The sequence below is a fragment of the Bradyrhizobium sp. CIAT3101 genome, from assembly GCF_029714945.1.
Lineage (GTDB): Bacteria > Pseudomonadota > Alphaproteobacteria > Rhizobiales > Xanthobacteraceae > Bradyrhizobium.
Genome location: NZ_CP121634.1, coordinates 7,949,119 through 7,973,827 on the forward strand (window position 1 = coordinate 7,949,119; position 24,709 = coordinate 7,973,827).

The window sequence follows — 24,709 nt, forward strand, 5'->3', positions numbered from 1 at the left end:
TACCAGCCGACGCGCGATGCGGCAACTGCCGGCTGGCCCTACGGCTGCTCCATCCGCGCCCGGAGCGCGTCGGCGTCGGCCTTCGGCATGGATTTGAGCAGGGGCTTGATGGTTTCGCCGCCGACGATCTTGCCGTTGCGCATGAACATCCAGTCCGAAATGTCGCCTTGCGCGAACTGGACCTGGTCGCCTGAGTGCTTGCCTGGCAGATCACGCGGCTCGTTGGCGAAGTGGCCCGAATAGGAACCATCCGGCCGCTTCGTCACCTCGGCCATCCAGATGTGCTCGGCGCCCTTGCGGGTCGGAAAGCGCACTTTGAGCGAGTGCCCTGTCTCGGACGGTTTTGGTGCGTCGTAGGAAGCCCAGAAGGTGGGCAGCGTGTCGCGGGCGCGCAGGATCGCGGCGTTCATCTCCATGTCGGCCGTGCGCACATCAACGACGGGCGAACGATCCTCGGCCAGGACCTCTCGCTTCGTGCCGATGGTGAGAATGCCGTAGATCGTGCCGCCCATGACGGCGATGAGCACGGCCCATCTCAGGGGTTGGGAAGGGGCGGAAGCCATGATCGCGATGTCCAAATGCCTCAAGGTCCAAATGATCTTGGGCTTTGTCGCCCGGGCAAGGCGGTGCGTTCACCGCGGCCGGCCCTCTCCCCGCAAGCGGGGAGAGGGAGAGGCAATCAAAGCACCTTGCGGATCCAGTTGTGCGGATCGTTGGTGCGGCCGTACTGGATGTCGACGAGCTGCTTGCGCAGGCCCATGGCAACGGGGCCGGCGGCGCCGCCGCTGATCTCGAAATCACCGCTCACCGAGCGCACCTTGCCGATCGGCGAGATCACGGCCGCGGTGCCGCAGGCAAACGCCTCCTTCAGCCTGCCGGAGGCCGCATCCTTGCGCCACTGGTCGAGCGAATACGGCTCCTCGCGCACGGTCTTTCCGGCATCGCGGGCCAGCGCGATGATGGAGTCGCGGGTGATGCCGGGCAGGATGGTGCCGAGCGGCGGCGTCGAGAGCGAGCCGTCGTCGAACACGAAGAACACGTTCATGCCGCCGAGCTCCTCGATGTATTTGCGCTCGACCGCATCGAGGAAGACGACCTGGTCGCAGCCGTGCTGGATCGCTTCGGCCTGGGCACGCAGGCTCGCCGCATAATTGCCGCCGCATTTGACGGCGCCGGTGCCGCCGATCGCTGCGCGCGTATAATTCTCGGAGACCCAGATCGAGACCGGCGCGGGGCCGCCCTTGAAATAAGAGCCGACCGGCGAAGCGATCACTGCAAAGATGTATTCCGACGACGGCTTCACGCCGAGGAAAGTCTCGCTCGCGATCATGAAGGGGCGCAGATAGAGGCTGCCCTCGCCGCCCGGCATCCAGGCGCGATCGATCCGCACGACCTGCTCGACCGCCTCGATGAAGACGTCCTCGGGGATCTGCGCCATCGCCATGCGATCGGCGGAGTCCTTGAAGCGGCGCGCATTGGCGTCGGGGCGAAACAAGTTCACGCCACCGTCGTCGCGCTTGTAGGCCTTGAGGCCTTCGAAGATTTCCTGGGCGTAGTGCAAGACGGCGCCGGCCGGATCCATCTGGAAGTTGGCGCGCGCCTCGATTTTCGCCTCGTACCAGCCACCCTTGGCCTGGTTGTAGCGGACGATCGCCATGTGATCGGTGAAGACGCGTCCGAAGCCGGGGTCCACCAGCTTGGCGACCCGGTCCTTCTCAGGAGTGGGATTGGATGCGGGCTGGATGTCGAATTTCATGCTCATGTCCTTGCCTCCCGCTGCCGGTAGCGGCGCTTTCTGGCGCCCGCCCGCCCGTAATCGGACCCGGCTGGCTTGATGTGGTTTCTGGCCGAACCACCGCCAGCCTTGTTACGGCCGGTTTCCGTGGCCAGCATGTCGTCCGAGGACATGCTTTTGCGGAAGGCGGAAGTCCAGTATGTTTTGCCGAAATGCCGCTCGACAATCGCACGGTAGATCTGATCCGGCCGTCGTTGCCTGTCTGGCTCACTCCGGCCGCTGTTAGAAATGCCGCCCGACACGAAACGATCTAAAATTTCGTGCGGGCTGATCGTTTTGTAACATTGAACCCAAGATACGTCAATATGCCTGACATAAATTTCGCGACTCCCTCTCAAGACGCTGCCGAGCCACGGCCGGCGGCAGACGATGGAGGCAATTTGCGCTGGGATATCATCGAGCTGCTGTTTTTCGCCTATCGCGATTTCGTCGGCGATCCCGACCAGGAGCTGGAGGCGTTCGGCTTCGGCCGGGCCCATCACCGGGTCATGCACTTCGTCTATCGCTATCCGGGCCTGAAGGTCGCCGACCTGCTCGATGTCCTGCGCATCACAAAACAGTCGCTCGGCCGGGTGCTCAAGCAGCTCCTGGACGAGGGCTACATCGTGCAGAAGACCGGCGACAATGACCGCCGCCAACGCCTGCTCTATGCAACGCCGAAGGGCGAAGCACTGGTGCAGAAGCTCGCCGGGCTCCAGACCACGCGGATCACCAAGGCGCTCGCCGAGATGGCGCCGCAGGATGCCGAGACCGTCAAGCGCTTCCTGCGCGCGATGATCGACCGCGACGATCCCGACAAGGTGCTGGAGACGATCTTCGCCACCAATCAAGACTCAAAGGAGTGACCGTGCCGCTCGCTGCCACGCTCGCCCGCCCGCCGGTGCAACCGGCCGACGATGCCCCGCATCTGCTGCTGGTCGACGACGATCGCCGCATCCGCGATCTCTTGTCGCGCTTTCTCGCAGCCGAAGGTTATCGCGTCACCACCGCTTCGAGCGCCGGTGATGCGCGCTCAAAGCTTCTGGGCCTGCATTTCGACCTGCTCATCCTCGACGTCATGATGCCCGGCGAGACCGGCTTCGATCTCGCCCGCTTCATCCGCACGTCCTCCTCGGTGCCGATCGTGATGCTGACGGCGCGCCATGAAGCGGAAGCCCGCATCGAAGGCCTGCAGATCGGCGCCGACGATTACGTGGCAAAGCCGTTCGAGCCGCGCGAGCTGGCGCTGCGCATCAACAACATCCTGAAACGCGCCGCGCCCCCGGTCCAGGCCGCGGCGGTGGAGAAGATCGCATTCGGTCCCTACGTCTATCATCTCGATCGCGGCGAATTGCGCCAGGGCGAGGAGGTCATCCACCTCACCGACCGCGAGCGCGAGATGCTGCGCATTCTCTCGGAGACGCCCGGCGAGACCGTGCCGCGCAGCGCACTGACCGGCAATGGCAGCGTCAACGAACGCGCTGTCGACGTGCAGATCAACCGGCTGCGGCGCAAGATCGAAACCGACCCGGCCAATCCGCTGTTCCTTCAGGCGGTGCGCGGCATCGGCTACCGGCTGGTAGCCTCGCCGTAGAAGCAGTGAAGCGCAACCGATGAGCACGATCGATACCGGCCTGACGCTGCTCAAGAGCGCCGCCGGGCGCGTCTCCGCCGCCAATGGCTGGATGGGCAACGCGTTCAAGGGCTGGATGCCGACCGGCCTCTACGCCCGCGCACTGCTGATCATGATCGTGCCGATGGTGATCCTGCAGACCGTGGTCGCCTTCGTGTTCATGGAGCGGCACTGGAACACGGTGACGCGTCGCCTGTCCCAAGCCGTGGCGCAGGACGTCGGCAGTCTCGTCGACGTCTACAAGGGATACCCGCAGGACAAGGACCACACGCAACTGCGCCGCATCGCCCAACGCATGCAGTTCGTGGTCGATTTCCTTCCTCCCGGCGACATGCCGCCACCCGGACCAAAGCCGTTCTTCTCGCTGCTCGACCAGACGCTCTCGGTGCAATTGGGACGGCAGCTCAATCGTGCGTTCTGGATCGACACCGTCGGCAATTCCAATCAGGTCGAGATCCGCGTTCAGGTCGACGATGCCGTGATGCGCATCTTCGCGCAGCGCAGCGCCGCCTACGCTTCGAACTCGGAGATCTTCCTGTTCTGGATGGTCGGGACGTCGTCGATCCTGCTGATCGTGTCGGTGCTGTTCCTGCGCAACCAGATCAAGCCGATCCTGCGGCTTGCCGACGCTGCCGAAAGTTTCGGCAAGGGCCGCGAGGCGCCGAACTTCAGGCCGCGCGGCGCGCGCGAGGTGCGGCGCGCCGCTGGCGCCTTCCTCGAGATGAAGTCGCGCATCGAACGCGCGATGGAGCAGCGCACCGCGATGCTCGCCGGCGTCAGCCACGATCTGCGCACCATCCTCACCCGCTTCAAGCTCGAGCTGGCGCTGATCGGTGACAGCCCCGAGATGGAGGGCATGCGCAAGGACGTCGACGAGATGTCGATGATGCTTGAAGACTACCTCGCCTTCGCCCGCGGCGATTCCGGCGAGCAATCGCAGCCGACCGACATGGCGCAGGCACTCGAGGAATTGCGCAGCGATGCCGAACGTCACGGCCACACCGCGACCGTAACCTTCAGCGGCCTGCCGGTGGTCACCGTGAAGCCGGCCTCGTTCAAGCGCTGCCTCGCCAACCTCGTCACCAATGCCGCGCGCTACGGCCAGGCCATCGCCATCTCCGGCCAGCGCGATCACCGCTATCTCACTGTCACGGTCGACGACGATGGTCCGGGCATTCCCGTCCATCTGCGCGAGGAAGTGTTCAAACCGTTCCTGCGGCTCGACAATGCCCGCAACCAGGACGAAGGCGGCACCGGCTTGGGGCTCGCGATCGCCCGCGACATCGCCCGCTCGCATGGCGGCGACATCACGCTGGGCGACAGCCCGATGGGCGGGTTGCGGGCGAGTGTCAGGATTCCGGTGTAGCTGCGATAGCCCCGCCTACTTCGGCAGCAGCGCCTTCAGCTTGTCGACGTCGCGGACGTTCATCTTGAAGCCGCCGGGCATCACGATATCGCCGGGCTTCTGGTCGGGCTTGCAGGCGCCGAGCCATTTCGCCTCCAACGTCATGGTGGAGTCGCGCCCGGCGGCACCGGCGGCACCGCCTTGCGCATGCGACGAGGTCTTCACCGTGTAGGCCGAGTTGAAATCGCCCGTGATCTCGGCGTGCGAGGTCGTCGACATGCCGGCGACGCTGCACTCGGAATCGCTGACATAGCCGGTCGCGGTCTTCTTGATGTCCTGCTTGGAGCAGACCTGCTTGGCCATCGGCGAGATGTTGTTGTTCATCTCCTTGTCGACAGCCTCGTCGGTGCAGTGCTGCATGGTCATTTCCGGCATCGCCGAGCCGGTCCTGACCATCTTCAATTCCCAGAGACCGGCCTTGCGAACCGGCAGATCGTCGGCGAAGGCGCTCGCCGCCGACAGCACGAGGCAAACGGCTGATCCGAGCAAAGCAAGCTTGCGCGTCATGCGAGAGACTCCCGGCTCAGATGTCGTAGCTTTTTCTTTGGCGTGACCTTAGTCGTTCCGAAAACGCCTCAGTAGAGCGTGCGGATCGGCCGATCGGCGGCGCCGTAGGGCACCCAACGGCAGGCGAACGAGATGTAGCCGCCCTCATAGGCCTGCACTGCGAGGAATTTCACCACCTTGCCGTACCGCGCACAGTGGTCGACCGCGACCTGGCGCGCATCGGTCTGCGTCGCCATGGAATAGGCGATGATGCCGCCGGTGTCGTTGCCCTTGAAGGGCGGCACCGGAAAGATGTCGGCCTGCGCCGACTGGCTCGCCACCGAGAAAACCAGGCTGGCAAGAAGGCCCGCGGCCGCAATGATTCGCATTCCCGTCACTCCGATTGATTGGCGCCAGTTTACGGTGCCGGCGCGGCGGTGGAAAGAACGGAAGGCCGGTTGACGGCGCCGTTGTGAGCAACTCCTGGCCAAGTGTTGCCGTGCTGCACTTGACCTCCCCCGCCCTTCGCGGCACCGTCCCACCTTCACAGATCATGCTGTCTGGATTGCCCATGCGCGCCTCGACCTCCCTGAAATCGCTTCGTTTTGCCGCCGTTCTCGGCCTCATGTTCGGAGCGTTGTCGCTCGGTGAGGCCAGGGCCGCCAATCCGCTGGAGCTGAATTTCTGGCTCAGCGGGCCTCGCTATGACGGCAATGTCGCCGAGTGCGACAGGGCGCTGCCAACGATCGCGAGCCAGTTCTCCGAGAAGGAAGGCTCGTTCTGGAATTCGCCTTTGCGGATCGAGGGCTTCGCGGCTGTCCATGAGACCGCGTTCCGGCCCTGGGCGTCCGACAACATTCCGCGCCGCTACTGCACCGGCGAGGCCATGCTGAACGACGGCAAGGTGCGCAAGGTGCACTTCTCGATCATCGAGGACGGCGGCTTCGCCGGCTACGGTCAGGGCGTCGAATGGTGCGTGGTCGGGCTCGATCGCAACTGGGCCTACAATCCGGCCTGCCGCGCTGCCAAGCCCTGATTCGAAGGTCCCTGATCCGAAGGTCCCTGATTCGGACCGATCAAGCAGGCGATTGGCCGTCGCCTGAATTTTGTTCTTGAAATGTTCTTGTTGCCTGCTAGGCTTGTTGCACAGTCTAGTTGAGGGGCGTTGCCATGTTTCATTTTAGATTGCATTCGTTCTCCCGCCTTGTGATCTCACTGACCCTCCCCCTGATTCTTGCCGCCGGGCTGATCTCGCTGTCCGGTGGCGCGAAGGCGCAGGACAAGCGCCAGAACGCGCCCGGTGAATTCGATTTCTATGTGCTGTCGCTGTCGTGGTCGCCGTCCTTCTGCGCGGAGGCGGCCGAGCGCGGCCGCGGCGGCGGACGCTCGAATATCCAATGTGAGGGCCGGCCCTATTCCTTCGTGGTGCACGGACTGTGGCCGCAATATGAGAACGGCTTCCCCGAATATTGCCAGCGGCCATCGCCGCGGCTGAACCGCAACATCGTCTCCACGATGCTCGATTTGATGCCGGCGCCGGGGCTGATCTTCAACGAGTGGGACAAGCACGGCACGTGCTCCGGGCTCGACGGCCGCAATTATTTCGAGACCATCCGCAAGGCACGCGCCGCGATCAAGATTCCGGCCGAATATCTCGACCTGTCGCAAGCCAAGACCGTGGCGCCGGGTGAGGTGGAAGAAGCCTTCATCAAGGCCAATCCGGGCCTCAGCGATGCGGCCATCTCAGTCACCTGCAATCGCACCCGGCTCTCCGAGGTCCGCATCTGCCTCAGCAAGGATCTGCAATTCCGCGCCTGCGAGGAAATGGAACGTCGCGCCTGCCGCCGTGACCAGGTGACGATGCCGCCGGTCAGGGGTGGGTAGCCCAGGCTGTCGTAGCTCTTTGCTCAGGCCCTCACGTGGCGTAGTGCTCTTCGCATGAACTATCGCCACGCCTTTCACGCCGGCAACTTCGCCGATGTCATCAAGCACATCGTGCTGGCGCGCATCCTGACCTATCTGCAGGACAAGCCGGCCGCCTTCCGCGTCATCGACACCCATGCGGGCGCGGGTCTCTATGATCTCGACAGCGACGAGGCACGCCGCAGCGGCGAATGGCTGACGGGGATCGCGCGGCTGATGCAGGCGCGCCTCACGAACGAGACAGTCGCACTGACCAAGCCGTACATGGATATCGTTCGCGCCTTCAATCCGAAGGGCGAGCTCAAGGCCTATCCGGGCTCACCTTTGATCGCGCGCGGTTTGATGCGGCCGCAGGACCGGCTCGTCGCTTGCGAGCTCGAACCGAAGGCACGCAAGGCATTGATCGACGTGTTGCGGCGCGACGAACAGGCCCGCGTGGTCGATCTCGACGGCTGGATGGCGCTGCCGGCGTTCGTGCCGCCGAAGGAGCGGCGCGGACTCGTGCTGATTGACCCGCCGTTCGAGGCGAAAGACGAGTTCGAAAGACTGGGCGAGGCCTTCTCCACCGCGTTCGCGAAATGGCCGACCGGTATCTATGTAATCTGGTATCCCGCCAAGAGCCGCCGCGCCACCGACACACTGGCGCAACTCGTGGCGCGGACCGCAGTTGCAGCAAAGACTCCGGGAAAATGTCTGCGGCTCGAGTTCAGCGTTGCACCACAGCTTGATGGCGCAGCCCTCACCTCGACCGGACTCTTGATCGTCAATCCGCCCTACACGCTGCAGAGCGAGCTCAAGACGATCCTGCCCGAGCTGGAAATGCCGCTCGGTCAGGGCGGAGCTGCCAGATTCCGATTAGAGGTACCCAAGCCCTAAGCTGCCGCCATTCTTGGGAAAAATATGCAGTAGCGGTAGTCAATCTGCAAAGAACCGTATTATGCTATTTGCGTGACTGGCTTTACGTTCCGCTTCCGCGAATGGTTGCGGCGGAGTGAAGGCCTAAGAAAGATCCAGTCGGACCGAAGGGTCTGCCCAAGGATGGCCAGCTCTCCCGGGCTTCGTGATGCCCGGTCATGTCGCGACGCGTGTCTGCGTTGCGACGGAGGAGCAATGAGGGGGAGTTTCCCGATGGCCAATACGGGAACAGTTAAGTTTTTTAACGGCGAGCGCGGCTACGGTTTTATCAAACCGGACGACGGCGGTCGCGATGTATTCGTTCACATCACCGCTGTTGAGCGGGCGGGACTAAAAGACCTTGCCGAAGGACAGCGTATCACTTTCGAAGTCGAACCGGACAAGAAGGGGAAAGGGCCGAAGGCGGTCAATCTCGTGATCCTTTCGTAGCGGACCTTTCCCAAAACACCTGGCGCAAAAAAAGTCCCGGCCGCGAGCGGCCGGGAGACTGTTGTCCGGTATTTTCTTATTTGGCTATCAGAAGTGATAGTTCACGCCTGCGCGAACAACGCTGGCGCTATAGCCGTTTGACACGCCTGTAATTGCGAACTGGCTCGACGACAGATCGATGTAGAGATATTCGAGCTTCGCGCTCCAGTTCGGCGCGAAGCCGACTTCCGCGCCGACGCCCGCGGTCCAGCCGGCGGTGGTGTGCGATTCCGTCCAGCCGAAGGTCTGCCCACGCAGCTCGCCGAAAGCGAGGCCGGCGGTGCCGTAGACCAGGACGTTGCTGAACGCATAGCCGGCGCGACCGCGCAGCGTGCCGAACCAGGGATTGGAGAACTTCCACGGCGCGAAAGTGTCGTCGGCGCCGGCTGCCTGGATGTCGCCCTCAACGCCGAACACCCACGGGCCGTTCTGGAAATTGTAGCCTGCCTGCACGCCGCCGACGAAGCCGGAGGGCTTTACGGACGTGTTGCTGACCGAGCCCCATTCATAGCCGAGATTGGCGCCGAGATACGGGCCGGCCCAGCTATAGCCATTGAGCGGCTGATTGACGGTATAGGGCGCACGCTGCCCGTAACTGAGATCGGCGGCCTCTGCCGACGCCGTCCAGCCGGCTGCAACCAACGCGGCTGCGCCCACAACGAGCCTCTTCATCACACACTCCAACGCAACTTGCCGCAACCGGCTGCGATGCCCGCGCCGCCGCGCAAGGCCAGACCGCATGGTTACGGAACCACCACTTTTTCGCGTAAGATTTATCGAGAGTTTTAAGTTAAAGGGCTGTTAAGACCCGTTACCGCGCTGTTAACAGACTTAAGGAAGCGTTACCGGGACCTGCGCCGCCATCCTGTGCGTGCGGCACGGCCGGAACTTCAAATCGGCTCCCTCAGCGCCTAAATTCGCACCATGGTTCACGATTCCACCGACAATCCGGACGACCGCGCGCGCAAGTCACCGCGCGCCGCGACCTCCGACGTCCCGCCCCAGGAGACTTCGCACGAGACAGCGCCGCCCGACCTCGATCCCGCCACCAGCGGCGGCGATGAGGAGGACGACGGCCGGCTGCCGGATATCCTGGAAGAGAGCGGCGCGATCGGCGAAGAGCCGCTGGCGACCGGTCACGAGGCGATCGAGCGCGCGGTCCGCCTCGCGCCGACCTCGCCCGGCGTCTATCGCATGCTCAGTGCGAATGCCGACGTGCTCTATGTCGGCAAGGCCAAGAACGTCAAAAAGCGCCTCTCCAACTATGCACGCCAGAGTGCGCCGCTGCCGGCGCGCATCCTGCGCATGATCGCGGCCACGGTGACCGTGGAGATCGTCTCGACCACGACCGAGACCGAGGCGCTGCTGCTGGAGGCCAACCTCATCAAGCAGCTGCGACCGCGCTTCAACGTGCAGCTGCGCGACGACAAATCGTTTCCCTACATCCTGATCACCGGCGACCATTGGGCACCGCAGATCCTGAAGCATCGCGGTGCGCAGACCCGCCCCGGACGTTATTTCGGCCCGTTCGCCTCTGCCGGCGCCGTCAACCGCACCATCACCGCCCTGCAGCGCGCATTCCTGATCCGCTCCTGCACGGATTCCTTCTTCGAGAGCCGCACCCGGCCCTGTCTGCTCTACCAGATCCGCCGCTGCGCCGGTCCCTGCACCCGCGAGATCGACTTCCCCGGCTACACCACGCTGGTGCGCGAGGCGACCGACTTCCTGTCCGGCAAGAGCCAGGCGGTGAAGCAGGAGCTTGCAGGCGAGATGGAGAAGGCCTCCGGCGAGCTCGAATTCGAGAGCGCGGCGCTCTATCGTGATCGCCTCGCCGCGCTGTCGGCGATCCAGTCGCAGCAGGGCATCAATCCGCGCACCGTGGAAGAGGCCGACGTGTTCGCCATCCATCAGGAAGGCGGCTTCTCCTGCGTCGAAGTGTTCTTCTTCCGCACCGGCCAGAACTGGGGCAACCGCGCCTATTTCCCGCGCGCGGAAAAGACCTTCACGCCGGAGGAAGTGCTGGGCTCCTTCCTCGCCCAGTTCTACGACGACAAGCCGCCGCCGAAGACCATCCTGCTCTCGCACGAGATCGAGGAGATGGAGCTTCTCGCCAATGCGCTGTCGATCAAGGCCGGCCACAAGGTCGAGGTCGTCGCGCCCAAGCGCGGCGAGAAGAAGGAGCTCGTCACCCACGCGCTGACCAATGCGCGCGAGGCGCTCGGCCGCAAGCTCGCGGATACCGCGACCCAGAGCCGCCTGCTCGACGCCATGGCCGCGACGCTGAGCCTGCCGCATGCGCCCAAGCGCATCGAGGTCTACGACAACAGCCACATCCAGGGCACCAATGCGGTCGGCGCCATGATCGTCGCGGGCCCCGATGGCTTCGTCAAAAACCAGTACCGCAAGTTCAACATCAAGTCGGAAGGGATCACGCCGGGCGACGACTTCGCCATGATGCGCGAGGTGCTGGAGCGCCGCTTCAAGCGCCTGATCAACCCGCCTGAAGAGGGCGCGGCCAAAGCCAAGGACGACGACTTCCCGCAATGGCCCGACCTCGTCATCATCGACGGCGGCCGCGGCCAGCTCAACGCCGTCCGGGAGATCTTCACCAATCTCGGCCTGACCCAGGTGTCGCTGATGTCGGTCGCCAAGGGGCCGGACCGGGATGCCGGCCGCGAGACCCTGTTCATGCCGGAGCGCGAGGCGATCAAGCTGGAGCCGCGCGACCCCGTGCTCTATTTCATCCAGCGCCTGCGGGACGAGGCCCACCGCTTCGTCATCGGCTCGCACCGCAAGCTGCGCAAGAAGGACATTCGCGAGGCCGGTTTGCAGGAGATTCCGGGCATCGGCCCGTCACGCAAACGTGCCTTGCTGCACCATTTCGGAACCCTGAAGGAGATCGAACGCGCCTCGATCGCCGATCTCGGCAAGGTTCCTGGGGTGAGCGCCGAGAGCGCCCGCAGGATATTCGACTATTTCCATCCCCAGCCGGGGTGAACTAAAGGGGCTGTAGTCATATGGTCGTCGCATCCCGCACCCCAATTGGGGACGGACGGTTGACCTTCAGGCTCGAGCGGTATTGGTAGGACGGATGAACATCGCCACGACACGAGGGACCACCAGCCGCGCGATGTCCCTCCCGAACATCCTGACCTATGGCCGGATTGCCGCGATCCCGGTCGTGGTCGGATGCATCTATGCGCAGTCCATCATGGACTACCCGCTGTGGCTGCGCTGGGTCGCGGTCGCGATCTTCATCGGCGCTGCGGTGACGGATTATCTCGACGGCTATTACGCACGGATCTGGAATCAGCAATCGGCGTTCGGCCGGATGCTCGACCCGATCGCCGACAAGCTGCTGGTCGCCTCCTGCCTGCTGATGCTGGCCGCCGACGGGATCATCCATGGCTGGTCGCTGTGGGCCGCCATCGTGATCCTGTGCCGCGAGATCCTGGTGTCGGGTCTGCGCGAATATCTCGCCGCGCTCCGTGTCAGCGTGCCCGTGACCAAGCTCGCCAAATGGAAGACCACGGTCCAGCTCGTCGCCATCGGCTTCCTGCTCGCCGGCCCGGCCGGCGATGAGGTCGTCCCCATGGTCTCGCTGATCGGCCTCATCCTGCTGTGGGCCTCGGCGATCCTGACCATGTACACCGGCTACGACTATTTCCGCGCCGGCATCCATCACCTCATCAAGGAGGATGAGGGATGAAGGTAAAATACTTCGCCTGGGTGCGCGAACGCGTCGGCAAGGCCGAGGAGACGATCGAGCCGCCCGCGACGGTGCGCACCGTCGAGGAGCTGATCGCCTGGCTATCCGGTCAAAGCGAGGCTTACGCCTATGCGTTCGAGAAGCCGACGGTGATCCGCACCGCGATCGACCACGCCCACGTCAAGGCCGACGCCGCGATCGCGGGCGCCCGCGAGATCGCATTCTTCCCGCCGATGACCGGCGGCTAGGCCATGACTTCCCCCGTCACCACCTGCCCCGTTGCCATCCGCATCCAGGAAGACGATTTCGACATCGCGCGCGAGATCGCGCTCCTGACCGCGAGCCGCACCGACATCGGTGCGGTCGTCAGCTTCTCCGGCATCTGTCGCGCCGACGAGGACAGTTCGAAGATCGCGGCGCTCACGCTCGAACATTATCCTGATATGGCCGAGGAAGAAATCAAGCGCCACGTCGACGAGGCCATTTCGCGCTGGCCGCTCAACGGCGTCACGGTCATCCATCGCGTCGGGCGGTTCATGCCCGGCCAGAACATTGTGCTGGTGCTTACCGCCTCGCAACACCGAAGGGCGGCGTTCGAGGCGGCCGAGTTCCTGATGGATTATCTCAAGACCAGCGCACCGTTCTGGAAGAAGGAAGAGAGCGCCACCGGCACCGGCTGGGTCGAGGCCCACGCCCGTGACGACGAGGCCGCCGCACGCTGGACCAAATCCTGATGGCAAAAGCATCCAAGAAGCCCGCGCGAAGCCGCGCCGCGCCGAAACTCGCGAAGGTCGGCCGTGGCGAGTTGCTGACGCTGCTCGATTTCGTCCGCTATGCGGTCAGCCGTTTCGTCGAGGCGAAACTCACCTTCGCCCACGGCACGACCGATCCGGTCGCCGAAGCCGCCTTCCTGGTCTGCGAGGCCCTGCATCTGCATCCCGACCAGTTCGAGAGCTTTGCGCATGCCCGCGTCACCGCCGCGGAAGCCAAGACCCTGCTCGACCTCATCCATAAGCGCGTGACGACGCGCAAACCGACCGCCTATCTCGTCAACAAGATCTACATGCGCGGCCTGCCCTTCTATGTCGACGAGCGCGTCATCGTTCCGCGCTCCTTCATCGGCGAGCTGCTGGATTCGCATTTCGGCGGCGACGGCGAAGCGGGGTCATTGATCGACGATCCCACGGCCGTCGAGCACGTGCTCGATCTCTGCACGGGATCGGGATGTCTTGCGATCCTCGGCGCCTATCATTTCCCGAATGCCATGGTCGATGCCGTCGACATCTCCAAGGGCGCGCTCGAAGTCGCCGCGCGCAATGTCGGGGAACATGGGCTGGATGAGCGGATCACGCTGCATCGGGGCGATCTGTTCGCGCCGCTCGGCGCCAACAAATATGATCTGATCATCACCAATCCGCCCTACGTCGACGCGGAAGGCATGGCGGCCTTGCCGCCGGAATGCCGGGCCGAGCCGAAGCTTGCCTTCGACGGCGGCCTGGACGGCCTCGACGTGGTCCGCCGTATCCTGCACGAAGCGCCCAACCATCTCACGCCCGATGGCGGCCTGCTTTGCGAGATCGGCCGCGGCCGCGAGCTGGTCGACGAGGCCTTTCCGGAACTGCCGCTGCTCTGGCTCGACACGGAAGATTCCGAGGGCGAGGTGTTCTGGATCGCGGCAGCCGATCTCGGCTGATCCGCCACGCGCAGGCCCGCTCCGGCGGAACAAGTCAAATTCCGCCACGTTCATCCCCCGACCAATGTCTCGCTCTCGGAGGATGTCCGCATGCTCGCGCCATCGGGCGAATTGCTGCGCGCCGGCATGGCGCTGAAACTCAACCATCTCAAGCGCGCGGCGCAGTCCTATCTGCGTGACCGCACCAGCCAGACCACCGGGCGCGTGACGTCCTACGCGGTCGCTGCGGGACTGTTCGCGGTGGCCGGGCTGTTCCTGATTGCGGCCTTCTTTGTCGGCCTGATCGCGCTCTACCGCTGGATCGCCATCACCTACGGACAGTTCTGGGGCTTTGGTGCCGTTGCGGCCGTGCTGCTGGTGCTGGCCGCAGCCTGCGCCGGGGTTGCCATGGCCCAGATGAACCGCCGCACACGACCGATCGTGCCGTTCGCCAGCCGCATGCGCGTGGCGATCGCCACGCCGCGGATCCCGCGCGGGACGGTCAAGCAGGCGGTCAAGGAGGTCGCGACGACGATCCCATTGGTACCGCTCGCGCCGGGCGAACGCGGCCGGGACGGCAAGACTTTCCCGGCTCGGACCAACCGCCCCGTACAGCTTGGCCTGATGCTTGCCGCGATCGGGTTGCTGGGCTTCACGGCCGCGCGCAGGCGGCGCCACGGTCACAGACTGGACGCCTGACATGCGTGCGCGGCACAGCGAGCAGCTCGACTCCTGGCTGCTGGTCGCCGCCACGGCAGTTTTCGTCCTCACCGCGGAACGCTACTTTCAGGAAGCGGGGCTCGTCCGGCCGGGACCGCCACAGGATCATCGCAACAACGAAGCGAATTCGCCGGAAACAAGCCCCGCAAACGCAGCCATGCAGCCCGGCCACGGCCGCGGCTCGACAAGCCCGTTTGCGATTCCCTGGTCCGGCTGGAAGGACATCCTCTGGCGCACCTATCAACGCATCGACGACGATCGCCTGCTGGCGACCGCAGGGGGCGTCGTCTTCTTCGGTCTGCTCGCGATCTTTCCCGCGGTAACCGCACTCGTCTCGTCCTACGGACTGTTCGCCGATCCCTCGACCATCAGTGACAATCTGCAGACACTCGCGATGATGCTGCCCCAGGGCACGTTCCAGATCGTCGAGGATCAGGTCGCCCGCGTGGTCTCGAAAGGCAACACGGCGCTGGGCGCCACCTTCGTGTTCGGCCTGGTGCTCGCAATCTGGAGTGCCAATGCCGGCGTCAAATCCATCTTCGACGCCCTCAACGTCGCCTACGAGGAGCGCGAGAAGCGCGGCTTCATCAAGCTGAACCTGATTTCCCTGTCCTTCACGGTCGGCGGAATTGTCGCACTCCTGCTGATGGTGGCCGCCGTGGTCGCGTTCCCGCTTGCGCTCGATCACCTCGGTATTGCGCCCGAGAGCAAGCTGATCGTCGCGCTGGCACGCTGGCCGCTGTTGCTCGTCATCCTGCTGGCGGCGCTCGCCATCCTCTACCGCTTCGCGCCCAGCCGCGACGCGCCGCGCTGGCAATGGCTGAGCATCGGCGCGGTGACAGCCTCCCTGCTCTGGATCGCCGGCTCGGCGCTGCTGTCCTGGTATCTCTCGGCGTTTGCCAATTACAACGCGACCTACGGCTCGCTTGGGGCGGCGATCGGTCTGATGACGTGGATGTGGATGTCGGCGATCGTCATCATGTTCGGCGCGGAGCTCAACTCGGAGGTCGAACGGCAGACCTTGCGGGATACGACCACCGGTCGGCCCAAGCCGCTCGGCAGCCGCGACGCCGTTTCGGCCGACACGGTCGGCGCCGCCGCACCGTCTTGACTCGGCGCTCGCCGCCCTCGGTCGCTATCCCCCCGAATCAACAATGATGTTAGGGTCGCGCATGCTTGGGGAGCATGAGGCGTGACGGGTGCGATTTGCAGCCCGTGTTTTCCCGGGTGAGGCAGCCAGCTCTTGAGGCGTAACGCGCGACATGATTCGCATTTCGACGATTTTCATCGCCATCTGCATGGTTCTGGTCGCGGCCTCGCTCGGGCTCGTGCTCTACGCGGTCGCCGGCATCAGCGGAACCGAATCCGCGATCGTGGCGCTGACCGCGCTGACCTTCCTGATCCTCTACAACGCGGTGTCGATGCGGTTGCGCGACCGCAGCGACGTCGGCGGCCAGATCGCCGACCTGTCGCGCGGCACCGCCGACCTCGCCCGTCAGGTCGCCGAGTTCGGCCGCCGGCTCGCCGCGATGGAGGGCCGCATCGCCTCGTCCAATTCGACCAATTCCGATCGTGTGCAGTCGGTGGTCGGCGAGATCAACGAGCTCGGCGGGCTGGTCAGGCAGCTTGCCGCCACCGTGTCGACCCATGAGGACCTGCTGGCCGGTCACGCGCCGGCCCCCGCTGCGGTCGCCAGACTGGAGCCGGAAGCGCCGGTCGACCTGATTGCCCCCTTCGAGGAGCGGCCGGCCGCTCCTCCCCGCTTCCCGCGCCGCCGCCGCGGCCGACCCCGCCGGCCGTCCAGACCCAGACCGCCAGTGCCGTTTCGACGGCCAACGGCCGCAACCAGACCCAGATGCTGGCCACGTTGCGCAATGCCATCGACGAGAACCGCATCGACATCTTCCTCCAGCCGATGGTGACGCTGCCGCAGCGCAAGGTCCGCTTCTACGAGGCCGTTACCCGGGTGCGCGACGAGCGCGACCAGCTGATTGCCGCGGAAGAGTTCATCAGCATTGCCGAGGCCTCCGGGCTGATCGGACGCATCGACAACATGGTGCTGCTGCGCTGTGTCCAGGTGTTGCGCCGGCTGATGGTGCGCAACAAGGATGTCGGCGTGTTCTGTAACGTCGCGGCCTCGACCCTCGGCAATTCCACCACCTTCGCGCAATGCCTCGATTTCCTCGAGGCCAACCGGGCGCTCGCGCCATCGCTGGTGCTGGAGTTCAAGCAGTCGACCTTCCGCGGCCTCGGCCCTGCAGAGACCGAGAATCTCGCGGCCCTCGCACAGCGCGGCTTCCGCTTCTCGATCGACCATGTCACCGACTTGCGGATCGAGCCGCGCGAACTCGCCGATCGCGGCGTACGCTTCATCAAGGTCCCGGCCTCGTTGCTGCTCGACCCGAGGCAGGCCTCGACCTCGGACATTCATCCCTCCGACCTGTCCGATCTGCTCGGCCGCTTCGGCATCGATTTGATTGCGGAACGGATCGAGGGCGAGCGCGCAGTGGTCGACTTGCTCGACTATGACGTGCGCTTCGGCCAGGGCTTTCTGTTCGCGCCGCCCCGGCCATTGCGGCCCGAGGGGGCATCTGCTACCGGCGGAGCCGCGTCGAACCCGACGCAGGACATTCAGGGATCCAATGGTTCCGGTACACCCAGCCCAAGCGCAACATCAGCTGCGACGCCTGCCACCCCGTCACAGCGCATCACCGGCAACGCGGCGCTGGCGCGCCGCATCTGATCGGCCTCACGCATCATGACCACGCTGCATTTCGCCCAAAGCCTGCGCGAACTCGTGGGCGGGGTCGACGTCGTGCTCAGCGACATCTGGGGCGTCGTCCATAACGGACTGGAATCCTTCCCCGAGGCCTGCGAGGCGCTGCACACCTATCGCAGCCGTGGCGGTACGGTGATCCTGATCACCAACGCGCCGCGCCCGGCCGACTCCGTGCAGCGGCAATTGCGCAAGCTCGGCGTCGCCGACGAGACCTATGACGCGATCGTCTCCTCCGGCGATCTGACGCGACTCTATGTCGCCGAGCACCCCGGCCGAAAAATGTTCTGGCTCGGCCCCGAGCGCGACAACTCGATCTATCGCGGCCTCGATGCGAAGACCGCGCCGCTGGAAGAGGCCGACTATATCGTCTGCACCGGCCTCTATGACGACGAGACCGAGACCGCGGAAGACTATCGCGGCATGATGCTGAAGGCGCGCGAGCGCAAGCTGACGCTGGTCTGCGCCAACCCCGACATCGTGGTCGAGCGCGGCGACCGGCTGATCTATTGTGCCGGCGCGATTGCCGAGCTGTATCGCGAGCTTGGCGGCGAGGTGATCTTCTACGGCAAGCCGCACCGGCCGATCTACGAGCGCGCGATGCGTCTGGCCGGCGAACGCCAGGGCCACCCGATCGACCGGAAAAAGGTGCTGGCGATCGGCGATTCCGTCCGCACCGACCTGACCGGCGCGCGTGAATTCGGCATCGACTGCCTGTTCGTCACCCGCGGCATCCATGCCGAGGAGTTCGAGGGCCTCGACCAGCTCGATCCCAAGTCAGTGACGGAATTGTTCGGCCACCCGCCGAAGGCGCTGATGCGCGAATTGAAGTGGTGATCAAAGCGGCCTGACGTGGGACCGGCTTAGACGAATTGCCGAGTGCCGTCGTGGCCAGGCTTGACCCGGCCATCCACGCCTTCTCTCGCAGACCCCAACAACGTGGATGCCCGGGACAAGCCCGGGCATGACGATCTATTGGAAGATTGTTTGTCCGGCCTCGAAGCGCGCTTACGCGCTCGCCATGTCCGGGAAGACCGCCTCGATCTTGGTCTTCAGCGTCGCCGCATTGAACGGCTTGACGATGTAGTTGTTCACGCCGGCCTTCTTGGCCGCGATCACGTTCTCGGTCTTCGATTCCGCCGTGATCATGATGAAGGGCGTGGTGGCGAGGTTGGGATCTGCCCGCACTTCGCGCAGCAGGTCGTAACCCGTCATCGGCTCCATGTTCCAGTCGGAAATCACGAGCCCATACTTCTTGCCGCGCATCTTGTTCAGCGCCGCCGAACCGTCGCTGGCATCATCGATATTCTCGAAGCCAAGCTGCTTCAGCAGATTCCGGATGATACGGATCATGGTGCTGTAGTCATCCACCACCAGAACCGACATCGACAAATCAACCGCCATCTCGACTCCCCCAACGCAAACCCAGGAAATATTTACGATCGGACCCGACGGGACGGCGCCCCGCAGTTCCACGTTTCAAGGACTAGCACCAAGGCTTTAAACAGCGCGTTAATCGGGGCGGCCTTCGAAAGATTGAATCGTGTTCAGCGCGGCCACCCCTCCCGCTTGACTTCATCGGCCGGGTCACGCCACGGTCCCGGCCGGTCCCGCCGGCTCGAGAATTCCCCTGATGGCCCCGCAATTTACCGTTATCCGCGATACCACGCCGGATTCTGCCATCCTGAAGGGGGCGGTGGTCGCCATGGGCAATTTCGACGGGGTCCATCTCGGCCACCGGGCCGTCATTGCAGCCGCCCTGGAAATGGGCCGACTGCATGGCCGCCCTGCGCTGGCGCTGACCTTCGAACCGCATCCGCGCCGGTTTTTCAGTCCCAACACCCCGCAATTTCGCCTGACGGACGAACGCGCCAAGCTGCGGCTTCTGGCCGGGACCGGGCTTGCCGGTGCCGTGGTCATGACCTTCGACAAGGCCCGCGCCGGGACCAGTGCGCAGGACTTCATTCACCATGACCTGATCGACCGCCTCGGCGTCAGCGGGATTGCGGTCGGCTACGACTTCCATTTCGGCAAGGGACGCGTCGGCTCGCCCGGCCTTTTGGTCAACGAAGCCCCCCGGCTGGGCATCGAGGTCGATGTACAGCCGCATGTCGATATCGACGAGCGGCCGGTCTCCTCCAGTGCGATCCGGATCGCCCTCGCCGAGGGGCTCATCGACGAGGCCACCACCATGCTGGGCGCGCCCTGGTTCATCACCGGCGAGGTCATTCATGGCGAGAAGCGCGGCCGCGATCTCGGCTATCCCACCGCCAACATCCGGCTCGACGCCAATTGCGGCCTGAAGCATGGCATCTATGCCGTGCGGGTCGGCCGCGGGCCTGAGCGTCTGAACGGGGTGGCGAGCTTCGGCCGCCGGCCGACCTTTGATGATGGCGCGCCGCTGCTCGAAATCTTCCTGTTCGACTTCAAGGGCGACCTTTACGGGCAGGCGCTGGACTGCGCCTTTGTCGGCTTCATCCGCGAGGAGCTGAAATTCAACGATATTGAAGCCCTGATCCGCCAGATGGACGACGATTCCGCCCGCGCCCGCGCCATCCTGGCCGCCGCCCCGGACGCTTTTCCGCAGCTCGGGACCGTCGATTGAGGGGGCCCGAAGCCGGCGGCCGGACCTTTGCGCTTCCCTTTTGCGCTTCCCCTTTTGCGCTTCCCTTGGCCCCCTGCTATGGAGAGCCCATGTTTGCGCGGCGCATCATAGGGATTAGCGGCCCGGCTTCCGCCTGAGCCTTCGGCTCGGCGCAAGACCGGGATTTTGTCGTTTCACCCCGCGATTCCGCATCGCCATCCGTTCCCGCGCCATTCCGAGCCAGTCAGCCTCATGTCCGAAAAGCCGCAGAAGTCCCAAAAGTCTGAAGCCAAAGACTATTCGAAGACCCTGTTCCTGCCGCAGACCGAATTCCCGATGCGCGCCGGCCTGCCGCAGCGCGAGCCGGAAATCCTCAAGCGCTGGTACGAGATCGGCCTCTACGAAAAGCTGCGCGAGAACGCGAAGGGCCGCGACAAGTTCGTGCTGCACGACGGCCCACCCTATGCCAACGGCAACATCCACATCGGCACGGCGCTGAACAAGATCCTCAAGGATCTCGTCACCAAGAGCCAGCAGATGCTGGGCTTCGATTCCAACTACGTGCCCGGCTGGGACTGCCACGGTCTGCCGATCGAGTGGAAGGTCGAGGAAGAGCACTATCGCAAGAAGGGCAAGCAGAAGCCCGACTTCCGCGACTCAACCGCGATGATCGCCTTCCGCAAGGAGTGCCGCGCCTACGCCACGCACTGGCTCAACGTGCAGCGCGAGGAGTTCAAGCGTCTCGGCGTGATCGGCGACTGGGCTCATCCCTACGCCACCATGAACTATCCGGCCGAAGCCCAGATCGCGCGCGAGCTGATGAAGTTCGCCGCCAACGGCACGCTGTATCGCGGCTCCAAGCCGGTGATGTGGAGCGTGGTCGAGAAAACCGCGCTCGCCGAAGCCGAGGTCGAGTACGAGGACTACACCTCGGACATGGTCTGGGTGAAATTCCCGGTCACCTCGCCGGCACATGGCGCGCTGGCCTCGGCCAGCGTCGTGATCTGGACCACTACACCCTGGACCTTGCCCGGCAACCGCGCGATCTCGTTCTCGCCGAAGATCGCCTATGGCCTCTACAAGGTGACGGACGCTCCGGCGGATAATTGGGCCAAGACCGGCGATCTCCTGATCCTCGCCGATGCGCTCGCCGAAGAAGTGTTCAAGCAGGCCCGCGTCACGGCCTTCGAGAAGGTCCGCGACATCCCCGGCGACACCATGGACGCGATCGAATGCGCGCACCCGCTCAAGGGGCTTGCCGGCGGCTATGATTTCATCGTGCCGCTGCTGTCCGGCGACCACGTCACCGACGACACCGGCACCGGCTTCGTCCACACCGCGCCCAGCCATGGCCGCGAAGACTTCGACGTCTGGACGGTGAATACCCGCGAGCTCGATGCCCGCGGCATCAGCAGCGCGATCCCCTACACCGTCGACGAGAACGGCGCCTATACCGACCACGCGCCGGGTTTTGCGGGCAAGCGCGTCATCAACGACAAGGGCGAGAAGGGTGACGCCAACGAGGCCGTGATCAAGGCGCTCGTCGACAAGGGCATGCTGCTCGCGCGCGGCCGGCTCAAGCACCAATATCCGCATTCCTGGCGCTCGAAGAAGCCGGTGATCTTCCGCAACACGCCGCAATGGTTCATCGCGATGGACAAGGACATCGCGGCCAACGGCAAGGCGAAGAGCGGCGACACGCTGCGCGCCCGCGCGCTGCACGCGATCTCGGTGACGCAATGGGTTCCGCCGTCAGGCGAGAACCGCATCAACGGCATGATCGAGGCGCGCCCCGACTGGGTGATCTCGCGCCAGCGCGCCTGGGGCGTGCCGATCGCCGTGTTCGTCCGCGAGAAGGGCGACGGCTCCGCCGAGATCCTCCAGGACGAGGCTGTCAACACCCGTATCGGCGACGCCTTCGAAAAGGAAGGCGCGGATGCCTGGTACGCCACGGGCGCGCGCGAGCGCTTCCTCGGACCGCATGCCGGCGAGAACTGGCAGAAGGTCGACGACATTCTCGACGTCTGGTTCGATTCCGGTTCGACGCACGCCTTCGTGCTTGAAGACCCCGTGCAATTCCCCGGCCTCGCCGGCATCAAGCGCAAGGTCGACGGCGGCACCGACACCGTGATGTACCTCGAAGGCTCGGACCAGCATCGCGGCTGGTTCCACTCTTCGCTGCTGGAAAGCTGCGGCACCCGCGGTCGCGCGCCCTACGACATCGTGCTGACCCACGGCTTCACCCAGGCCGAGGACGGCCGCAAGATGTCGAAGTCGCTCGGCAACACCATCGAGCCGCAGTCCGTCATCAAGGAATCCGGCGCCGACATCCTGAGGCTCTGGGTCGCGTCCTGCGACTATACTGACGATCAGCGCATCGGCCCCGAGATCCTGAAGAATACGGTCGAGACCTATCGCAAGCTGCGCAACACCGTGCGCTGGATGCTCGGCACGCTGCATCACTACAAGCCGGCCGACGCGATCGCGCCCGCCGAGATGCCCGAGCTCGAGCGGCTGATGCTGCACGAGCTTGCGCTCCGCGCCGAATTGGTCCGCAAGGCCTATGAGACGTTCGACTTCAAGAACGTGGTCGCAACGCTGTCCGCCTTCCTGAACAGCGAGCTCTCGGCGTTCTATTTCGACATCCGCAAGGACACGCTCTATTGCGATCCGCCGTCCTCGCTGACGCGCAAGGCGGCGCTGACCACGATCGACCTGCTGTGCAACTCGATCCTGAAATGGCTGGCGCCGGTCCTGAGCTTCACCGCCGAGGAAGGCTGGCGGATGTACAGGCCGGACGCCGAAGCATCGGTGCATCTGACGCTGTTCCCGGAAGGTCTCGAAAAGCTTCGCGACGACAAGCTCGCCGCGAAGTGGGAGAGCATCCGCAACGTCCGCCGCGTCGTCACCGGCGCGCTGGAGCTCGAACGTGCCGCCAAGAACATCGGCTCCTCGCTCGAGGCCTCGCCGGTGATCTATGTCGCCGACCGCGACATGCTGGCGACGTTGTTCGACACCGACCTCGCCGAGATCTGCATCACCTCGAACTACGAGGTGCGTGAGGGCGAGGCGCCGGCCTCTGCATTCCGTCTCGACGCCGTGCCCGGCGTCGCCGTCGTGGTGGAGAAGGCCGTCGGCACCAAATGCGCCCGCTCCTGGAAGATCTCGCCGACCGTGGGTGAAGACCCTGAGTATCCCGACGTCACCCCGCGCGATGCCAAGGCGCTGCGCGAATGGAAGGCGTTGGGCGTGAGCGTCTGATCGGCCTGCCATGACCCCGCTCCGCGCCGGCATCCTCGCGGCCGTGGTCACGCTCGTGGCCGATCAGGCCTCAAAGCTCTGGCTGCTGAACGGGTTCGACCTCGCCCGCCGCGGCGTGGTGAAGGTGATGCCGTTCTTCGACCTGGTGCTGGCCTGGAACATCGGCATCAGCTTCGGCTGGCTCCAGAATGACGGTCAGGCCGCGCAGCTCGCGCTGATGGCGGTGAAGGTCGTCGCGGTGATCGCGCTCGCGATCTGGATGGCGCGGTCGCAGACCCGGCTCGCCACGGTGGCCCTGGGGCTGATCATCGGCGGTGCCATCGGCAATGGCATCGACCGCCTGGCCTATGGCGCGGTGGTCGATTTTGCCCTGTTCCACATCGAAATCGGCGGAATTACCTATAATTGGTACGTCTTCAACCTGGCAGACGTGGCCATCGTTGCTGGGGTGGCGGCCCTATTGTATGATTCCTTCCTGGGGGTACCCGCCGCAAAAGCGCCCTGATCCCGGCCGATACGGGCCGGAGGTGGAACCTTGCATGGCGAGGGGTGGTCGCGCGCGACGCGGCAAGGCTGGCACGATCAAATCTGCCACAATATGGAACAGGTATAGGCATGCGCAGCTTCCAGACCAGCGGTTCGATCGGCCGAGACGCCCGGCGGGGACTTTGGCTGGCGCTGAAATTGTCAGCCGTAGCCCTCGGCATCGGTCTCGTCATGTCGGCAGGCCCGGTCCGCGCCGGTGATGATGGCGACGATGACGACGACATGACCTTCGAAGAGAAGCTCATCGACAATCTGATGTCCGGCATCGGCGCCAAGAGCATGGAGAAGAAGGGCATCGAGTACCGCGAGCGGTCGCCGCTGGTGGTGCCGCCGAACCTCGACCTGCCGCCGCCTGCCAGCGCCGACGCCGCGAACGCGCCGAACTGGCCGAAGGATCCCGACGAGAAGCGCCGCAAGGCGGCCATCGCTGAGCGGAAGAAGGCGGGCAACAAGCAGGCGGAGTATTTGAAAAATGCGCGGCCGCTGTCGCCGGCCGAGCTGGACGCCCACAAGACGGCCGGCCCCGACAAGACGGTCAATGATCCGGCCCAGCCGGGCTCCAATACCAACCACCCGACGATGAGCCCGGCCGAACTCGGTTACACCGGCGGCCTGTTCAAGATGTTTTCGAACAACAAGGACGAGAGCAAGCAATTCACGTCCGAGCCGCCGCGCCAGTCTCTGACCGAACCGCCGCCGGGATATCAGACGCCTTCGTCGAGCTATGCCTATGGTACCGGCGAGGATAAGTCGAAGCGGACCTATTTCGACGTCAGGTCGGGTAAGGAAAAGGAGCAATAGGCTCCTTGTCCATCGCACGCAGACGCGGCCCCGCCG

At 64.6% G+C, this 24,709-nt stretch carries 25 protein-coding genes and 1 pseudogene; 20 read left to right on the plus strand and 6 right to left on the minus strand.

From position 1 onward, the window contains the following. Positions 1–38 precede the first annotated feature (38 nt). Positions 39–563 carry a DUF2314 domain-containing protein gene (locus QA645_RS37155; RefSeq protein ID WP_254134387.1) on the minus strand — a complete coding sequence of 175 codons (525 nt, stop codon included), beginning with the start codon at positions 561–563 and terminating at the stop codon, positions 39–41. A gap of 116 nt (positions 564–679) precedes the next feature. Then, positions 680–1,762, minus strand: coding sequence for a branched-chain amino acid aminotransferase (locus tag QA645_RS37160; RefSeq protein WP_254134388.1), 1,083 nt, complete (start codon positions 1,760–1,762; stop codon positions 680–682). 413 nt (positions 1,763–2,175) lie between these two features. Between QA645_RS37160 and QA645_RS37165 the strand changes: the two genes are divergently transcribed. Genes QA645_RS37165 through QA645_RS37175 form a run of 3 tightly spaced genes read left to right on the plus strand, consistent with a single transcriptional unit; the run spans position 2,176 to position 4,773 of the window. Continuing rightward, positions 2,176–2,640: a MarR family transcriptional regulator gene (locus tag QA645_RS37165; RefSeq protein ID WP_309143717.1), complete on the plus strand. Its 465-nt coding sequence runs from the start codon at positions 2,176–2,178 to the stop codon at positions 2,638–2,640. Further along, the gene (locus QA645_RS37170; RefSeq protein ID WP_027534227.1) at positions 2,637–3,368 is read left to right on the plus strand and encodes a response regulator transcription factor; all 732 of its coding nucleotides are present in this window, start codon (positions 2,637–2,639) and stop codon (positions 3,366–3,368) included. The genes QA645_RS37165 and QA645_RS37170 overlap by 4 nt, the downstream gene beginning before the upstream one ends. Positions 3,369–3,387: 19 nt before the next feature. Beyond that, positions 3,388–4,773, plus strand: coding sequence for an ATP-binding protein (locus QA645_RS37175; protein ID WP_283046086.1), 1,386 nt, complete (start codon positions 3,388–3,390; stop codon positions 4,771–4,773). A gap of 15 nt (positions 4,774–4,788) precedes the next feature. Here the strand turns inward: QA645_RS37175 and QA645_RS37180 are convergent, their stop codons facing one another. Next, a complete protein-coding gene (locus QA645_RS37180) occupies positions 4,789–5,319 on the minus strand; it encodes a DUF3617 family protein (protein WP_254134391.1) in 531 nt (176 codons plus the stop codon). Between the two features lie 68 nt (positions 5,320–5,387). Next, the gene (locus QA645_RS37185; protein WP_254134392.1) at positions 5,388–5,687 is read right to left on the minus strand and encodes a hypothetical protein; all 300 of its coding nucleotides are present in this window, start codon (positions 5,685–5,687) and stop codon (positions 5,388–5,390) included. Positions 5,688–5,869: 182 nt separating this feature from the next. Between QA645_RS37185 and QA645_RS37190 the strand changes: the two genes are divergently transcribed. The 4 genes from QA645_RS37190 to QA645_RS37205 all read left to right on the plus strand — a co-directional run bounded on the left by QA645_RS37190 (position 5,870) and on the right by QA645_RS37205 (position 8,565). Next, positions 5,870–6,334, plus strand: a complete 465-nt coding sequence (locus tag QA645_RS37190; protein WP_254134393.1) for a hypothetical protein — start codon at positions 5,870–5,872, stop codon at positions 6,332–6,334. 134 nt (positions 6,335–6,468) lie between these two features. Then, the gene (locus tag QA645_RS37195) at positions 6,469–7,182 is read left to right on the plus strand and encodes a ribonuclease T2 (protein WP_283046087.1); all 714 of its coding nucleotides are present in this window, start codon (positions 6,469–6,471) and stop codon (positions 7,180–7,182) included. Positions 7,183–7,236: 54 nt separating this feature from the next. Continuing rightward, a complete protein-coding gene (gene rlmJ, locus QA645_RS37200) occupies positions 7,237–8,097 on the plus strand; it encodes a 23S rRNA (adenine(2030)-N(6))-methyltransferase RlmJ (protein ID WP_254134395.1) in 861 nt (286 codons plus the stop codon). A gap of 252 nt (positions 8,098–8,349) precedes the next feature. Then, positions 8,350–8,565 (plus strand): cold-shock protein, encoded by a 216-nt coding sequence (locus QA645_RS37205; RefSeq protein ID WP_027534220.1) that lies wholly within the window; start codon positions 8,350–8,352, stop codon positions 8,563–8,565. Between the two features lie 87 nt (positions 8,566–8,652). Here the strand turns inward: QA645_RS37205 and QA645_RS37210 are convergent, their stop codons facing one another. Beyond that, entirely contained in the window at positions 8,653–9,276 is a 624-nt protein-coding gene (locus QA645_RS37210) for an outer membrane protein (protein ID WP_283046088.1), read from the minus strand. 252 nt (positions 9,277–9,528) lie between these two features. Here QA645_RS37210 and uvrC point away from each other — a divergent pair, with 252 nt between their 5' ends. From uvrC to QA645_RS37255, 9 genes and pseudogenes are all read left to right on the plus strand, one after another. Next, positions 9,529–11,601, plus strand: a complete 2,073-nt coding sequence (uvrC, locus tag QA645_RS37215) for an excinuclease ABC subunit UvrC (RefSeq protein ID WP_283046089.1) — start codon at positions 9,529–9,531, stop codon at positions 11,599–11,601. Between the two features lie 94 nt (positions 11,602–11,695). Next, positions 11,696–12,313: a CDP-diacylglycerol--glycerol-3-phosphate 3-phosphatidyltransferase gene (pgsA, locus tag QA645_RS37220; protein WP_254134398.1), complete on the plus strand. Its 618-nt coding sequence runs from the start codon at positions 11,696–11,698 to the stop codon at positions 12,311–12,313. After that, positions 12,310–12,561: a molybdopterin converting factor subunit 1 gene (gene moaD / locus QA645_RS37225; protein WP_254195627.1), complete on the plus strand. Its 252-nt coding sequence runs from the start codon at positions 12,310–12,312 to the stop codon at positions 12,559–12,561. The genes pgsA and moaD overlap by 4 nt, the downstream gene beginning before the upstream one ends. A 3-nt stretch (positions 12,562–12,564) precedes the next feature. Next, the gene (locus QA645_RS37230; RefSeq protein ID WP_254195628.1) at positions 12,565–13,047 is read left to right on the plus strand and encodes a molybdenum cofactor biosynthesis protein MoaE; all 483 of its coding nucleotides are present in this window, start codon (positions 12,565–12,567) and stop codon (positions 13,045–13,047) included. Then, entirely contained in the window at positions 13,047–14,006 is a 960-nt protein-coding gene (prmB, locus tag QA645_RS37235; protein ID WP_283046090.1) for a 50S ribosomal protein L3 N(5)-glutamine methyltransferase, read from the plus strand. Before QA645_RS37230 ends, prmB begins: the two co-directional genes overlap by 1 nt. Positions 14,007–14,096: 90 nt before the next feature. Beyond that, a complete protein-coding gene (locus QA645_RS37240) occupies positions 14,097–14,684 on the plus strand; it encodes a phage holin family protein (protein WP_283046091.1) in 588 nt (195 codons plus the stop codon). Position 14,685: 1 nt separating this feature from the next. Continuing rightward, positions 14,686–15,816: a YihY/virulence factor BrkB family protein gene (locus QA645_RS37245; RefSeq protein WP_283046092.1), complete on the plus strand. Its 1,131-nt coding sequence runs from the start codon at positions 14,686–14,688 to the stop codon at positions 15,814–15,816. Positions 15,817–15,967: 151 nt separating this feature from the next. Beyond that, positions 15,968–17,448: pseudogene (locus QA645_RS37250) on the plus strand (EAL domain-containing protein). A 15-nt stretch (positions 17,449–17,463) separates the two neighbouring features. Next, positions 17,464–18,318 (plus strand): TIGR01459 family HAD-type hydrolase, encoded by an 855-nt coding sequence (locus QA645_RS37255; RefSeq protein ID WP_254134405.1) that lies wholly within the window; start codon positions 17,464–17,466, stop codon positions 18,316–18,318. Positions 18,319–18,489: 171 nt separating this feature from the next. On the opposite strand, the gene QA645_RS37260 is transcribed toward QA645_RS37255, so the two are convergent. After that, positions 18,490–18,885 (minus strand): response regulator, encoded by a 396-nt coding sequence (locus QA645_RS37260; RefSeq protein WP_007596883.1) that lies wholly within the window; start codon positions 18,883–18,885, stop codon positions 18,490–18,492. Between the two features lie 229 nt (positions 18,886–19,114). Between QA645_RS37260 and QA645_RS37265 the strand changes: the two genes are divergently transcribed. The 4 genes from QA645_RS37265 (at position 19,115) to QA645_RS37280 (ending at position 24,673) form a co-directional block, all read left to right on the plus strand. Further along, complete coding sequence (locus QA645_RS37265; RefSeq protein ID WP_254134406.1) at positions 19,115–20,086, plus strand: bifunctional riboflavin kinase/FAD synthetase; 972 nt, start codon at positions 19,115–19,117, stop codon at positions 20,084–20,086. 231 nt (positions 20,087–20,317) lie between these two features. Further along, the gene (gene ileS / locus QA645_RS37270) at positions 20,318–23,326 is read left to right on the plus strand and encodes an isoleucine--tRNA ligase (protein ID WP_283046093.1); all 3,009 of its coding nucleotides are present in this window, start codon (positions 20,318–20,320) and stop codon (positions 23,324–23,326) included. A gap of 10 nt (positions 23,327–23,336) precedes the next feature. After that, on the plus strand, positions 23,337–23,831 hold the full coding sequence (gene lspA / locus QA645_RS37275; protein ID WP_254135543.1) for a signal peptidase II: 495 nt from the start codon (positions 23,337–23,339) through the stop codon (positions 23,829–23,831). Positions 23,832–23,941: 110 nt separating this feature from the next. Next, entirely contained in the window at positions 23,942–24,673 is a 732-nt protein-coding gene (locus tag QA645_RS37280) for a hypothetical protein (RefSeq protein ID WP_254134408.1), read from the plus strand. Positions 24,674–24,709 lie beyond the last annotated feature (36 nt).

Excerpts from the sequence above, each read along its gene's own strand:
- prmB (WP_283046090.1), top strand. The coding sequence starts at position 13,047 with ATGGCAAAAGCATCCAAGAAGCCCGCGCGAAGCCGCGCCGCGCCGAAA.
- QA645_RS37160 (WP_254134388.1), bottom strand. The coding sequence starts at position 1,762 with ATGAGCATGAAATTCGACATCCAGCCCGCATCCAATCCCACTCCTGAG.
- pgsA (WP_254134398.1), top strand. The coding sequence starts at position 11,696 with ATGAACATCGCCACGACACGAGGGACCACCAGCCGCGCGATGTCCCTC.
- QA645_RS37210 (WP_283046088.1), bottom strand. The coding sequence starts at position 9,276 with ATGAAGAGGCTCGTTGTGGGCGCAGCCGCGTTGGTTGCAGCCGGCTGG.
- lspA (WP_254135543.1), top strand. The coding sequence starts at position 23,337 with ATGACCCCGCTCCGCGCCGGCATCCTCGCGGCCGTGGTCACGCTCGTG.
- QA645_RS37230 (WP_254195628.1), top strand. The coding sequence starts at position 12,565 with ATGACTTCCCCCGTCACCACCTGCCCCGTTGCCATCCGCATCCAGGAA.
- rlmJ (WP_254134395.1), top strand. The coding sequence starts at position 7,237 with ATGAACTATCGCCACGCCTTTCACGCCGGCAACTTCGCCGATGTCATC.
- ileS (WP_283046093.1), top strand. The coding sequence starts at position 20,318 with ATGTCCGAAAAGCCGCAGAAGTCCCAAAAGTCTGAAGCCAAAGACTAT.
- uvrC (WP_283046089.1), top strand. The coding sequence starts at position 9,529 with ATGGTTCACGATTCCACCGACAATCCGGACGACCGCGCGCGCAAGTCA.
- QA645_RS37240 (WP_283046091.1), top strand. The coding sequence starts at position 14,097 with ATGCTCGCGCCATCGGGCGAATTGCTGCGCGCCGGCATGGCGCTGAAA.
- QA645_RS37205 (WP_027534220.1), top strand. The coding sequence starts at position 8,350 with ATGGCCAATACGGGAACAGTTAAGTTTTTTAACGGCGAGCGCGGCTAC.
- QA645_RS37190 (WP_254134393.1), top strand. The coding sequence starts at position 5,870 with ATGCGCGCCTCGACCTCCCTGAAATCGCTTCGTTTTGCCGCCGTTCTC.
- QA645_RS37155 (WP_254134387.1), bottom strand. The coding sequence starts at position 563 with ATGGCTTCCGCCCCTTCCCAACCCCTGAGATGGGCCGTGCTCATCGCC.
- QA645_RS37180 (WP_254134391.1), bottom strand. The coding sequence starts at position 5,319 with ATGACGCGCAAGCTTGCTTTGCTCGGATCAGCCGTTTGCCTCGTGCTG.
- QA645_RS37175 (WP_283046086.1), top strand. The coding sequence starts at position 3,388 with ATGAGCACGATCGATACCGGCCTGACGCTGCTCAAGAGCGCCGCCGGG.
- QA645_RS37265 (WP_254134406.1), top strand. The coding sequence starts at position 19,115 with ATGGCCCCGCAATTTACCGTTATCCGCGATACCACGCCGGATTCTGCC.
- QA645_RS37195 (WP_283046087.1), top strand. The coding sequence starts at position 6,469 with ATGTTTCATTTTAGATTGCATTCGTTCTCCCGCCTTGTGATCTCACTG.
- QA645_RS37255 (WP_254134405.1), top strand. The coding sequence starts at position 17,464 with ATGACCACGCTGCATTTCGCCCAAAGCCTGCGCGAACTCGTGGGCGGG.
- moaD (WP_254195627.1), top strand. The coding sequence starts at position 12,310 with ATGAAGGTAAAATACTTCGCCTGGGTGCGCGAACGCGTCGGCAAGGCC.
- QA645_RS37280 (WP_254134408.1), top strand. The coding sequence starts at position 23,942 with ATGCGCAGCTTCCAGACCAGCGGTTCGATCGGCCGAGACGCCCGGCGG.
- QA645_RS37260 (WP_007596883.1), bottom strand. The coding sequence starts at position 18,885 with ATGGCGGTTGATTTGTCGATGTCGGTTCTGGTGGTGGATGACTACAGC.
- QA645_RS37185 (WP_254134392.1), bottom strand. The coding sequence starts at position 5,687 with ATGCGAATCATTGCGGCCGCGGGCCTTCTTGCCAGCCTGGTTTTCTCG.
- QA645_RS37245 (WP_283046092.1), top strand. The coding sequence starts at position 14,686 with ATGCGTGCGCGGCACAGCGAGCAGCTCGACTCCTGGCTGCTGGTCGCC.